Raw genomic sequence first — 11,893 nt, 5'->3', positions numbered from 1 at the left:
GAACTCACGCGGGTAGGGCTTGGGCACAGCGACATCCTCTCAGGCCCACCTCTCGGCAAGCCATCTCGGTTGTCACCTATCCGTGCAGCAGTCCCAAATACCGTCGCTGGCGCGAGAACCGTCAGCTAACGTATGACCGGTAGCTCATCTGCCGGTCATACGTTGAACTGAGGGATGGAAGTTGACACAGGATCCAAAGCAGGAAGCGCTTGCACGGCTTGCCCAGGAGGGTATGCGTGCACAACTTGCCAGCGCGGGCGACGGAGCCTGGACCACGATCTACCAGTCGTGGCACGACTCTAGAGATTCCAATGGCGGCATACACTGCGCGTTAGTGGACCCTCAAAAAAGAGACAAAGCACTTTCTGGCAGCGGGTGGGACGTATCCAAAACCGAAGGAGCGCCGGGCTTTTCGATAAGTTACCCTGATGGCGAAGAGCTAACTACCTACCATCGATCTACTGCCGATGATGGTTTCGAGCCCTTGGTCATCCTGCGGCAGTTCCACGGCGTCGTTCCAGACGAATATCATTTTTCCGAGGAATTTATACTTCTCATGAACCTGTGGCGAAACCCCGAAACCGGAAACTACGAGGAGGTGGAGCGTGATATTAGGGTAGAAGCCATTCAGATCGAGAGAGATCATATTCGCGTACGGACGCCGATCTTGCGTCGCTATCAGGCCGCAAGGCAGATGGATTTGGCGCTCTACCTGGACTCGGTTATCTATGTAGCAGATTTCTCCGAACCGGACGACTTCATCTCCCTTCGCGAAAAGGACCATATCGTAAATGGCGACACGGTCGTCAGTCTGGGTATTGGCGATGTCAGTAGTCGAGTATTCAGCAGGCTCCTTGCCACTAGAATCCTGCCGCCACCGCCGCAGGCGGAGTGTGGAATATGGCCATGGGAAGCCGATGAAGAGTATCCCGAATTCATTATCGGAGAAACTTCAACCGGCAAGCGCCTGACGTATACGTGCGATCCGGATGAGCTTGCGAACTACTTTGGCGCGAACCCTGACGCGCCACATTACCTGACTCCGGTTTCGTTTCGCAAAGAGGTGCTCCAACGATATTATGATGATCCCATTTACCGAATCTCCGACGGCTACCTTGCCTGCGGCACTCTATGGGGAGTGCAGATCGACAACCACGGAGTAGAGGTCGTGAATGTCTTTCTTGGCGACGTCGGTCGCGACATACCCGTCAACCATCGGGACCATTGGAAAGCGCACAATATCGTCCCCATAGCGGGACTGAGTGAGACTACTATTCGTCGCTCATTCTTTAATCAACCCACCAACTCGCCGAATCTTGAGCATATATTCAAGCAATCATACCTACGCCTAGCAGAAACTTGGAATGACGTGTATGGCGGGGCACTTTTCCGGGAGCCAAAGGGCAGCGATGCTCACGCCCTGAGTCGATTGCGAATTCCGCTCAATGATTCGGATGCTGAGTTTGAAGCTCAACTCCTACTACTCTGCAAGCTGATGGTCGATCTCTTGAATGAGAAGGAGGTTGCTAAAGGTCTCGACAAAGTGCCGGATGAAAAGGGAATCAGCAAACTTAACAGACGTCTCGCCAGCATCGGCTACTCCGAAGTCGAACGTGACATCGCCTTTATGAGAAGACTCCAGGAGATGCGCTCGAAGGTTTCGGCCCACAGCAAAGGGTCGGATTTCGACCGCTATCTCAAGGCGCAACTTGGCACTGGAACCAAGCCTGACCTCATCGCGGAGCTCATGAAGGATGCCATAGCTATGGCTGATGGCATAGCAGCTCACATTTCGCAGCTCTAGATGAGCGTAAGACGTAAAATGAGATGTGGAAGTTTAATTTTCGCTGTATGCTGACCGACTGTGACAAAACGCAAATCTGACGAAGCTGTGCCAAAGCTGTTTGCCTCATATCCGCCAAAGCAGTACCGCAGATTGGTGATGCGGCATGGGCAGCGAGGAAGGCTCTACGACTTCGCTTTTCAGTTTTCCGAGACAGCGAACCGGCTAGCGGACACCTTTACAGGAGAGCCGCATGACGACACTATGCTGATTCCGTGGATGTATCTTCATCGCCATGCTGCTGAACTCGTAATGAAGGATGCGATATTACGAGCGGCACAGCTTCGGCGACGTGGCGGGGACACAGACCCTAGCCTCACTTCATCTGCGGTAAAGGAGAGACTTAAGGGCAAGATACGCCATCGCCTCATGGCGCTGTTGGATGAGCTGGATAAGCATTTTAAGGCACTTAGCCTGGATCGGACCCCGCCGGAAACACGCCGGACGCTCGCACATCTTTCCGAGTTGGACCCATCGGGAGAGTCATTTCGCTACGACGGCGATTTGCCAAAACATGATGACCGAATCGACTTTCCCGCGCTCGATGAAGCACTTCGCAATATGTACGGGATACTTGCAGCAAGTATAGATGTCCTCGAACAATATGCAGACTGGCAGAACGACATGCTTGAGGCAGCGCCGGACGAGTCTCCCGACGACGATGAGTATCGTGAACTGATCGAGGACTTCTAGTGCCGAGCGCCTGTCGCGTCAGTCCTGTACGCCGGTGGTGATGATGCCGGTCCGGGCTCCGATCGACAACGACAATGGGTCGAGGTGTCAGACCCAACGAGTACACTGCCCCCATGAGTGATAATTCGGCGCAACGAGACACGCGACAGGGCGGCAGTGGTCAAGAGGCCATCACCGGGTCCGGTGAGTACAGGGGCGGTGCCCACGTCACGCAGACGCCAAAGCTCTCGCCTAACTTCGACCCTCCAGTGTCGTCCTTGAATCCAAAGCCGTCGCGCCAACCAACTCAATCGCCGACCCCGCCGAGTGCTAACAACAGCACAGAATAGATATGGCGCTGCCAGGCAGCCTCGCGCTCGTCTTCCTTACGTTCAGCCTGATTCCAGGCTGGTGGCACTTACGCCTGCTAGAACGAACGCGACCAGCAGGCAAGACCGGAGGGCTTAACGAACTACTTCAGGTACTAGCTGTAGGTCTAGCGACAACCGGATCGGCCATCCTTGTCCTTATCCTTCTTCCCAAAGGTTGGCCTAACGACTGGCTCGCCGATCCTGCCGCCCTATTCAAGGGCGGCAACGCATACGCTCAGGCAAATCTCCGCCGTGTCGCAGTTACGGCTGCGGCGGTATTGGCACTCGCCTGCGTAATCGCCATACTGCTTTATTATGTGCGCTCTGTTGGTTCCCAGAGGGGATTTAAGCAACTTGGGGATCCTTGGGTCTACTCTCTCGGCAATTGGCCGAAAGACAAGGTTCCCTACATCGCCATCGAACTGACTGATGGACGTCAAATTGAGGGCGTGTTACATACATACAGTACTGACAACGGTAGTTCTAAGCCTGACATAGCTCTGAAAGATTGTATACGCATCACGCCAAAGGATGAAGATGAGCCAATTCGGACGCTACATGACATCGTGGTCGTTCCTGGTGATCAGATCGTTCTTGTGAGTCTACGCATTCTTTCTTCGGATTCCACTCGGTCTTCGGGGTGATTGTTTTCTGTGCGCGTACTGTAGACCATCGGTACAGGGCGTAAACTTTCCTCACCTCGTTGCTGGTCGCATCTCGATCCCGCTGTCCGTCAACGCCTTCCAGACGCTACCCTTTGCTTTGCCGAGCTGCAGGGCCACGGCATTCAGCGAGTGCCCTTCGCTGTATAGCTTTGCGGCTCGGTCGATTTCCTCCGCCGTCATCGGCTGGTTCCGCATCTGCACGCCGTGCTCCTGGAGGATCTTCAGCAGTCCGCCCTTGGATAGCGCGTACCGCTCGCACAGCTTGGACGTGGACGTACCGGAGCGGTACGCGCCAACAACTTCGGCGATAGTGGTCGTCGACAGCCGCCGGTCCAACCGCCGCGGTTTCACCGTTTCGCTGCCAGCGGTCGAGTGTCTGCGTGTCGGTGCGGCGTCGACCTTCGCGATGACCGCCTTCAGCCAGTCCGCTTGCCACCGTTTCAAATACCGTCCGCTAACCCCGACATAGAAAACCCCTTCCGGCCAGGTCGGAAGGGGTTTTCTCGTTCTCGGCTCGACGTCGGAATTCGAGCGTTTCTCACAGAAATCTCACGTCTTCGGCGTCTCGCGCCCCCGTGCCCAGCGTTGGAGGATCTCCCGGTTGTCGGCCACCGTCTCAGGGATGTCGATGTAGTGGGTTTTGGCCACCTCGCGGGTGTTGCCCAGCTGGCGCGCGGCACGCTCGGGATCGTCGTAGGCGTGATCGACCGACAGATCGACCTTCGGCGGGCACATCATCGAAACCGGCACCGAATCCTACCGACCCGCCCACACCCGAGCCGGAAAAGCTGACCCTCCGCGCCGCCTGGTGGATTTCCCAGCACAACCTCCCGCTGCTGGGATCTGGACTGTCACAAACTCTTCAGCTGCAAGCTGGGTAACAGTTGAGATCTGCGGAGCGACAGCATCGTCGGCGGGTGGAGCGCCATCGCTGGATGGTGCTGGCAACGTTATTCGCGTTCGGCCTACCGATCAGCCGAGGTGAGCAGTCCAGACCAGGAAGGTCTGGCGGGGAGGAAGACCATCATGGCTCAAACCGCGGAGCAATTTCGCCGCAAGGTCCAAAAGTTCAACATGGTGATCATCAGACTGCAGAAGATGGGCATCGCCTTCGGCCCCCATCATCTGATCACCACGACCGGGCGCCGAACCGGCCAGCCACGGATCGCGGCGATCGGGGTGATTCCCATCGCAGGGCAACGCTACATCTTCCAGGCATACCCGAAAGCCGCCTGGGTCGCGAACGTTCGCGCCGCGCAAACGGTCACCCTGTCCCGAGGCCGCCGATCCTCAGTCGTGAAGTTGGTAGAACTGCCCGTCGAGGAACGCCGGCCAATACTGCGCGACCACATCGAGAACAGCCATGCGCGAGTGGGCAAGCTGCTTGTCACGACCGGCTTGGTCGAGGAACCGCCCCCCCAGGCCATCGCCGATGCCGCAGATCGGATCGCAGTCTTCCGCATCGACGCCCACCCCTAGCTCGCTCTCGAACGGCACGGCGGGGCCATGAACCACCCACTCATGCCACCGCGACACCAACAACACGGGCAACGCCGCGTAGCCCGATTCGGCGAGCAGCAGCGCCGCCTCGCGGGCTGTGTTGTTGTGGGCCCAGATAGCTGCCCGCTGGAAGGGCCGTGGTGGTAGGGCGCCCGATTTTCGCGGCGTCGGGGTAGCTGCGGGCGTAGCCGAGGACTCTCATGAACAGCACCGCGATCGGTTCGGAGAAGCGGAGGATAGGGCGGGCGCCACGGCAGCTCGTCCACGGATGAACGGGCGCGTTCGACCGTCAGACGGTGGGGCGCGCAGCTCGCCGCGCGAGGTTCTTCGCGGCGGCGAGAGGCTCCCAGTCGAGACCCCATCGAGGGTGGGGCGGGCCGTGACCCCAGGTTATGCGCTCACCTGCGCGGCCCGGTTTGCGCGACCGGCTAGATCGGCGAAGGCGTCGCGTAGCGATTGCGGTGCCACCACCTCGATCTCGGTATCGAAGCGCGCCAGCGTCGCAGCGAGCGCCGCCCATGACCACGAACCGATCAGCAGTCTGGTTCGAGCTTGGTCGAGCGCCTCGACGACTGCATTGCCGGCGAACGGAACAACTTGCGGGGCAGGTAGATGGAGGATCACCTCGCCGTTGCACGGCCAGACGTCGGCACCGGCAGAGCCTTTGAAGCGGGCGGAGAGGAAGGCCGCGACATCGCCGCCTGGGAGTTGCCGGGGTGAGAAGCGTGGGCCGTTGGGGATGCGGAGGGTCATTCGGTCCGCGCGGTAGGTCCGCCAGTCGGCGCGCTCGGGGTCCCAGCCGATCAGGTACCAGCGCCCGTTCCGGACTATGAGGTGGTGGGGCTGTATCCGGCGGGGCGGGCGCGGATCGACCGCGTCGGAGGGGGTCGCCCCCTGGTAGTCGAACCGCACTTCCTCCGCGGAACGAATCGCGGTACTCAGATCCACCAGGATCTGAGTATCGACCTGGACGTCGGCCCCGGCCGCGGCGATCTCGAGCGCATCGACTCGCTGCCGTAATCGGGAAGGCAGGACCTGTCGCACGGTCGCGAGGGCTCGCGCGGCGTTCTCTTCGATTCCCGCCCCGGTCCCCACCGCGATCCGCAATGCCACGGCGAGCGCGACGGCCTGCTCGTCGTCGAACAACAGCGGCGGGAGCTGATTGCCCGCCTCCAGCCGGTAGCCGCCCTCAGGGCCCTTGATCGTCTGAATGGGATAGCCGAGTTCGCGCAGGCGATCGACGTCGCGGCGCACTGTGCGTCCACTGACGTCGAGCCGCTCGGCGAGCAGACCCCCTGGCCAGTCCCTGCGGACCTGCAGCAAAGACAGCAGCGAGAGCAGGCGGCGAGAGGTCGCCGTCGAGGTCGATATCGGCATGGTTTCCAGGTTGCCACGAGTAGAGGACAATCTCTGTCCGCTACCGGTGACAGTGTGGGAATTCGTCGCCCACCGGCGGCGAAAACCACTCGAAGGGACACCAATCACCATGACGCTCAACGCTGTTGCCCACCTGAACTTCCGCGGTCAGGCCCGCGCGGCCCTGGAGTTCTACCAGTCGGTGTTCGGGGGCCAGCTCACTCTCGCCACCTACGGAGACTTCGGGATGCCGACCGAACTACCCGACGCCACCAAAGTGGTGTTCGGCCAGATCGTCGCCGACAACGGGTTCCGAGTCATGGCCTACGACGTGCCCGGCCAGGGCACCCCCGCGACGCCAGCTGCGCCCACCACCCGCCGCGAAAACGGCACCACCATCACCGAGGAACGGTTCTTCCTTTCGGTGCGCGGCGAAACCCTCGAGGAGGTCGGCGCACTGTGGGAACGCCTCGCCGAAGGCGCGACGATCATCGAGGCATTCGGCCCAGCTCGATGGGCGCCCGCTTTCGGGATGCTCAGTGATCGCTTCGGCGTCACCTGGATCCTCGACGTCGCAGCCGAATACGTCCCGGCCTAACGCTCTCTTCGGGGTGCGACCAGACCCGGTCGCACCCCGAAGGTCCAGGTCGCGAACAACCACACAGGAGACACCGCATGCGCACTCGCCCCCTCGGCCGCACCGGAATTCAGGTGAGCCCCTACGCATTGGGCACGATGAAGTTCGGGCGATTCGGCAACCCCGACCATGACGAGTGCGCACGCATCGTCCATCGGGCCCTCGACAGCGGCATCAACGTCATCGATACTGCCGACGTCTACGGCGGTGGTGACGGCGAGACCGAACAGATCGTCGGGAAGGCACTTCGCGGCCGTCGTGACGACGTCGTTCTCGCCACCAAGTTCAACGGTGCGATGGGCCCCGGCCCCAACCATCGGGGCAACTCCCGCCGGTGGATCGTCTCGGCCGTCGAAGCGTCACTGCGTCGGCTCGGTGTCGACCACATCGACCTCTACCAAATGCACCATCCCGACTCCGGCACGGACATCGAGGAAACCCTGAGCGCGCTGACCGATCTGCTGCGCGCAGGCAAGGTTCGGGCCATCGGCCACTCCAACCTCCCGGCCTCGGGCATCGTTGAAGGCCAATGGGTTTCGGAACGTCGTGGCCTGGCCAAATTCCGCACCGAACAGCCGCACTACTCGATCCTCGATCGAAGTGCCGAGCGCGAGATCTTCCCGATCTGTCAGCGCTATGGGTTGGGGACCTTGGTCTGGAGTCCGCTGTCGATGGGACTGCTCACTGGTCGCTACCGCAAGAGTGGCGGAGAGCGGGCATCGGCGGCCCTGATGCGCTGGGTGCCACAACACATGAGCGACGAACGAAAGCTCGACGCTGTCGAAGCGCTCATTCCCCTCGCTGAACAGAGCGGACTGCCGCTGACTCACCTCGCACTCGGTTTCGTCATCGCCCACCCTGCGGTCACCACGGCGATCATCGGACCGCGCACTGTCGAGCAGTTGGACGACCTACTCGCGGGAACCGGCACGCCCCTGGCCGACGACCTGTTGGACCGCATAGATGAAATCGTGCCACCCGGCACCGACACCGGACCGATCGATGTGGCATATGTACCGCCAGACCTCCAGCAGCCGAGCCTGCGCCGACGTACTGCCGAAGACCGTGGCGCCGCGTGATCGGTCAGCGCGGGTCTTCGGTGGGATGCGCTGCGAGCAGTCGCGGCAGGTGGTGCACCGAAATCGTATGCCCGCAGCGATTTGTCGCGCGAAATCCGGCGGCGCGGATGCGGCGCTCGGAGCCCGCTATCCGGTTGGTCCCGGAATCGTCAGCGCCGCATGGGCGACCAGCTCGTCGGTGCGGGAGGTGTCCTTGAGGTCCACGCCGGATCTGCCCAGCCTCCGTGCGCCGGAGATCAAGCTGGACACCACCTTCGCCGCTTGCTGGTAGCCGAGGCCTTCGGGCGGATGGATGTTGGAGATGCAGTTGCGGTCGGCGTCGGTGCGCCCCGGTTTCGGTAGGTGGGTGAGGTAGATGCCGAGGCTGTCGGCCACCGAGAGTCCGGGGCGTTCGCCGATGAGGACGATCAGGGTCTGGACGCCCAGTGCGGCGGCGATGTGATCGCCCAGCGCTACCCGGGCTTGGGTGGCGATTACCGGTGGCGCAATGGAATACGTGTCGGCGAGTTCCGTCGCGAGGGCGGCCAGTAGGGGTGCGCCGTGGTCCATGAGGGCGCGGGGGGAGAGTCCGTCGCCGAGTACGAAGCCGAGATCGGCCCCGGTCCGGGGGACGGCGGTCAGGTCGGCAGGGAGCCGGCCGAGGTCGGGGCGGCGCAAATATTCGGGTCGGCTGGTGGCCCGGCTGCGAACGGTCACGGGGGTGCCGAGACCGACCGCTTCGACGCGAGTCGCCAAGGCCGACACGTCGAGTGGCAGGTGTACCGCGTCGCGAGCCGCGGCGTGCGCGGCGCGGAATTCGAGCACACTCGTGGTGGGCAGTGCGTCGCCTGCGCGGCCGAGGCCGATCCTGGATTGGGTACTCGAGCGCAGGCTGTTCCAGAAGTCCTCTGGCACTCGAGCTCTCCGGTCGATGCTCATAGAGCTGCCGTCAATTCGCGCAGCGGGGAGGAGGTGATCTCCACCGGCAGGATCCGGCCCGCCGCGTCGGCCATGCCAAGTCCTTGCAGCCATGTCTCGAATTCCGGTGCGGCGCGCAGGCCGAGGACGCGGCGGGCGTAGAGGGCGTCGTGGAAGCTGAGGCTCTGGTAGCCGAGCATGACGTCGTCGGCGCCGGGGACTGCGATCACGAACGCGGCTCCGGCCGCTCCGAGGAGGGTGAGCAGGGTGTCCATATCGTCTTGGTCGGCTTCGGCGTGGTTGGTGTAGCAGACGTCCACGCCCATGGGCAGGCCGAGTAGTTTGCCGCAGAAGTGGTCTTCGAGGCCCGCGCGGATGATCTGTTTGCCGTCGTAGAGGTATTCGGGGCCGATGAAGCCGACGACGGTGTTGACCAGTAGCGGGTCCAGGTCGCGGGCTACCGCGTAGGCGCGGGCTTCCAGGGTTTGCTGATCGACCGGTTTGCCGCCGGTGCCCAGGTGCGCGCCCGCCGAGAGCGCCGAGCCTTGACCGGTTTCCAGGTACATCACATTGGTGCCGACGGTGCCGCGCCCGAGTGATCGGCCCGCTTCGTTGCCCTCGCGTAGCAGTGAGATATTCACGCCGAACCCGGCATTGGCGCCCTCGGTGCCCGCGATGGATTGGAACACCAGGTCCACCGGAACGCCCGCCTCGATCAGTCCGATGGTGGTGGTGACGTGGGAGAGCACACAGGACTGGGTGGGGATATCGAAGCGCAGCCGGATCTCGTCCAGTAGGTGCAGCAGATCCGCGGTGGCCTGTGGTGAGTCGGTGGCCGGGTTGATGCCGATCACCGCGTCGCCGCAGCCGAGCAGCAGCCCGTCGAGGGTCGCCGCGGCGATACCGCGGGGGTCGTCGGTGGGGTGGTTGGGTTGCAGCCGGGTGCCCAAGCGTCCGGGCAGCCCGATCGTCGTGCGGAAGCCAGCGGTCACCACGGCGGCACGTGCGACCGCGATGAGATCCTGATTGCGCATGATCTTGCTGACCGCCGCCACCATTTCCGGTGTCAGCCCGGGCGACACCGCACGCAGCTGTGCGGCGGCATCGTCGCGCGCCGCTGTTTCCATCAGCCAGTCCCGCAGCCCACCGACGGTGAGATGCGAGATGGCTTGGAAGGCAACGCGATCGTGCGAATCGATGATCAGACGGGTGACCTCGTCGTCCTCGTAGGGCACCAGCAGTTCCCGGAGGAACCATTCGAGCGGTACTTCGGCGAGCGCCCACTGCGCGGCCGCCCGCTCGGCGTCGGAGGCCGCCGCGCATCCGGCCAGTTCGTCGCCACCGCGCCGTGGCGTCGCCTTGGCCATCAGTTCGACGAGGCCGTCGAAGGTGTAGTTGGTGCCGCCGATCTGCTGGTGGTAGACGGTCATTCGAGTTCCTCTTCCGCCTTGGCCAGGGCGGCGAATTCCTCGTCGGGCGAGTTGGCGACCAGATGATGGCGGCTGTAGAGGCCGAAGTACGCCATGAACCCGGCGAAGGCGACCAGGGTCCAGGTCGCGGCCGTGCGGTCGACGAGGAAGGTGGCGATGACCGCGGCGCAGGCGATGACGAGGGCGAAGGCCGTGGTGAGGATTCCGCCCGGAGTGCGATAGGGCCTCGGCATCTGCGGCTCGCGGACGCGTAGCACGATGTGGCTGATCATCATGAGCACGTAGCTGAGGGCTGCGCCGAAGACCGCCATATTCAGGAGCATCGCGCCCTCGCCGGTCAGCGAGAGTGCGAATCCGATGACACCCGGCACGATCAGCGCGAGCATCGGCGCCTTGCGAGCGTTGGTGACCGACAGGCTCGTCGGCAAGTATCCGGCCCGAGACAGGGCGAATGTCTGCCGCGAGTAGGCGTAGACGATCGAGAAGAAGCTCGCGACCAATCCGGCCAGACCGATGTAGTTGACGAGTTTGGCGGCGCTCGAATCACCGAGCGCTTCGACCAGCGGGTTGCCGGAGGTCGAAATCGCCTGGGCGCCGAGCGCACCGGTTCCCAGGAACAGCACCGCAGCGCCGGTGACGATCAGCACCAGCATGCTGATGATGATCCCCTTGGGCACGTTCTTCTCCGGTTCCCGCGCTTCTTCGGCGGCCAGCGGCACGCCTTCCACCGCGAGGAAGAACCAGATCGCGAACGGCACCGCGGCCCAGATCCCGAAGTACCCGAACGGCAGGAACGACGAACTGCCCACGGCCGCGGGGTCGGCCGGGATATCGGTCAGCTTTCCGGCGTCGAACGAATCCCACGCCGAAACAGCGAAGACGACCAACCCGACCAACGCGATGACGGTGATGACGAACATCGCCTTGAGCGCTTCGCCGGCCCCGGTGAGATGAATGCCGATGAACAGCGCGTAGACGGCCAGATAGACCCACCAGCCGTCGGTGATGCCGAACAGATTCAGCGATTCGACGTATGCGCCGATGAACGTCGCGATGGCGGCGGGGGCAATGGCGTACTCGATGAGAACGGCCGCGCCGGTCGCGAATCCGCCCCAGGGGCCGAGTGCGCGCCGGGCGAAGGTATAGCCACCACCCGCCGCGGGCAGCGCTGAGGACATCTCGGCCATGCCGAGCACCATCGCGAGGTACATTCCCGCGATCACTACGGTGGCGATGAGCAATCCGCCGAAACCACCCTGCGCCAAGCCGTTGTTCCACCCGGCGTAGTCACCGGAGATCACATAGCTGACGCCGAGACCGGCGAGGAGTAGCCACCCCGCGGACCCCGACTTCAGGGTTCGCTTCGCGAGGTACGCACTGTCCTCGTTGTGGAAGTCCTCGTGTGCGGACTTGTCGGTGGGGATCGCCATCGCGACCTCCTTC

At 62.7% G+C, this 11,893-nt stretch carries 12 protein-coding genes; 6 read left to right on the top strand and 6 right to left on the bottom strand.

Annotated features, from left to right (window positions below):
- Positions 1-181: 181 nt before the first annotated feature.
- The 3 genes from ABZV58_RS27640 to ABZV58_RS27630 all read left to right on the top strand — a co-directional run bounded on the left by ABZV58_RS27640 (position 182) and on the right by ABZV58_RS27630 (position 3,530).
- A complete protein-coding gene (locus ABZV58_RS27640) occupies positions 182-1,804 on the top strand; it encodes a hypothetical protein (protein WP_355003082.1) in 1,623 nt (540 codons plus the stop codon).
- Positions 1,805-1,864: 60 nt separating this feature from the next.
- Positions 1,865-2,536 carry a hypothetical protein gene (locus ABZV58_RS27635; RefSeq protein WP_355003081.1) on the top strand — a complete coding sequence of 224 codons (672 nt, stop codon included), beginning with the start codon at positions 1,865-1,867 and terminating at the stop codon, positions 2,534-2,536.
- A gap of 331 nt (positions 2,537-2,867) precedes the next feature.
- Positions 2,868-3,530, top strand: coding sequence for a DUF6338 family protein (locus ABZV58_RS27630; RefSeq protein ID WP_355003080.1), 663 nt, complete (start codon positions 2,868-2,870; stop codon positions 3,528-3,530).
- A 51-nt stretch (positions 3,531-3,581) separates the two neighbouring features.
- Here the strand turns inward: ABZV58_RS27630 and ABZV58_RS27625 are convergent, their stop codons facing one another.
- Positions 3,582-3,995: a helix-turn-helix domain-containing protein gene (locus tag ABZV58_RS27625; protein ID WP_355003079.1), complete on the bottom strand. Its 414-nt coding sequence runs from the start codon at positions 3,993-3,995 to the stop codon at positions 3,582-3,584.
- Between the two features lie 105 nt (positions 3,996-4,100).
- Positions 4,101-4,301, bottom strand: coding sequence for a hypothetical protein (locus ABZV58_RS27620; protein WP_355003078.1), 201 nt, complete (start codon positions 4,299-4,301; stop codon positions 4,101-4,103).
- 276 nt (positions 4,302-4,577) lie between these two features.
- On the opposite strand from ABZV58_RS27620, the gene ABZV58_RS27615 reads away from it, so the two are divergent.
- Positions 4,578-5,030: a nitroreductase family deazaflavin-dependent oxidoreductase gene (locus tag ABZV58_RS27615; protein WP_355003077.1), complete on the top strand. Its 453-nt coding sequence runs from the start codon at positions 4,578-4,580 to the stop codon at positions 5,028-5,030.
- 411 nt (positions 5,031-5,441) lie between these two features.
- On the opposite strand, the gene ABZV58_RS27610 is transcribed toward ABZV58_RS27615, so the two are convergent.
- Positions 5,442-6,428 (bottom strand): WYL domain-containing protein, encoded by a 987-nt coding sequence (locus tag ABZV58_RS27610; protein ID WP_355003076.1) that lies wholly within the window; start codon positions 6,426-6,428, stop codon positions 5,442-5,444.
- A 109-nt stretch (positions 6,429-6,537) separates the two neighbouring features.
- Here ABZV58_RS27610 and ABZV58_RS27605 point away from each other — a divergent pair, with 109 nt between their 5' ends.
- Both ABZV58_RS27605 and ABZV58_RS27600 read left to right on the top strand, forming a co-directional pair.
- A complete protein-coding gene (locus tag ABZV58_RS27605) occupies positions 6,538-7,005 on the top strand; it encodes a VOC family protein (RefSeq protein ID WP_355003075.1) in 468 nt (155 codons plus the stop codon).
- Between the two features lie 77 nt (positions 7,006-7,082).
- Positions 7,083-8,123 (top strand): aldo/keto reductase, encoded by a 1,041-nt coding sequence (locus ABZV58_RS27600; RefSeq protein ID WP_355003074.1) that lies wholly within the window; start codon positions 7,083-7,085, stop codon positions 8,121-8,123.
- 126 nt (positions 8,124-8,249) lie between these two features.
- Here ABZV58_RS27600 and eutC read toward each other — a convergent pair whose 3' ends face one another.
- Genes eutC through eat form a run of 3 tightly spaced genes read right to left on the bottom strand, consistent with a single transcriptional unit; the run spans position 8,250 to position 11,880 of the window.
- The gene (gene eutC, locus ABZV58_RS27595) at positions 8,250-9,041 is read right to left on the bottom strand and encodes an ethanolamine ammonia-lyase subunit EutC (RefSeq protein WP_355003073.1); all 792 of its coding nucleotides are present in this window, start codon (positions 9,039-9,041) and stop codon (positions 8,250-8,252) included.
- Positions 9,038-10,450, bottom strand: a complete 1,413-nt coding sequence (locus ABZV58_RS27590) for an ethanolamine ammonia-lyase subunit EutB (protein WP_355003072.1) — start codon at positions 10,448-10,450, stop codon at positions 9,038-9,040. Before ABZV58_RS27590 ends, eutC begins: the two co-directional genes overlap by 4 nt.
- Complete coding sequence (gene eat / locus ABZV58_RS27585; protein ID WP_355003071.1) at positions 10,447-11,880, bottom strand: ethanolamine permease; 1,434 nt, start codon at positions 11,878-11,880, stop codon at positions 10,447-10,449. Before eat ends, ABZV58_RS27590 begins: the two co-directional genes overlap by 4 nt.
- Positions 11,881-11,893: the final 13 nt, after the last annotated feature.

Origin of the sequence: Nocardia sp. NPDC004654, from assembly GCF_040609595.1 — a bacterium.
Taxonomy (GTDB): domain Bacteria; phylum Actinomycetota; class Actinomycetes; order Mycobacteriales; family Mycobacteriaceae; genus Nocardia.
Note: the sequence above shows the minus strand (reverse complement) of the source record. Positions and strands in the feature narration are given on the sequence as shown.

Coding starts and splice junctions, on each gene's coding strand:
- ABZV58_RS27615 (WP_355003077.1), top strand. CDS start 4,578: ATGGCTCAAACCGCGGAGCAATTTCGCCGCAAGGTCCAAAAGTTCAAC.
- ABZV58_RS27600 (WP_355003074.1), top strand. CDS start 7,083: ATGCGCACTCGCCCCCTCGGCCGCACCGGAATTCAGGTGAGCCCCTAC.
- eat (WP_355003071.1), bottom strand. CDS start 11,880: ATGGCGATCCCCACCGACAAGTCCGCACACGAGGACTTCCACAACGAG.
- ABZV58_RS27605 (WP_355003075.1), top strand. CDS start 6,538: ATGACGCTCAACGCTGTTGCCCACCTGAACTTCCGCGGTCAGGCCCGC.
- ABZV58_RS27630 (WP_355003080.1), top strand. CDS start 2,868: ATGGCGCTGCCAGGCAGCCTCGCGCTCGTCTTCCTTACGTTCAGCCTG.
- ABZV58_RS27610 (WP_355003076.1), bottom strand. CDS start 6,428: ATGCCGATATCGACCTCGACGGCGACCTCTCGCCGCCTGCTCTCGCTG.
- eutC (WP_355003073.1), bottom strand. CDS start 9,041: ATGAGCATCGACCGGAGAGCTCGAGTGCCAGAGGACTTCTGGAACAGC.
- ABZV58_RS27590 (WP_355003072.1), bottom strand. CDS start 10,450: ATGACCGTCTACCACCAGCAGATCGGCGGCACCAACTACACCTTCGAC.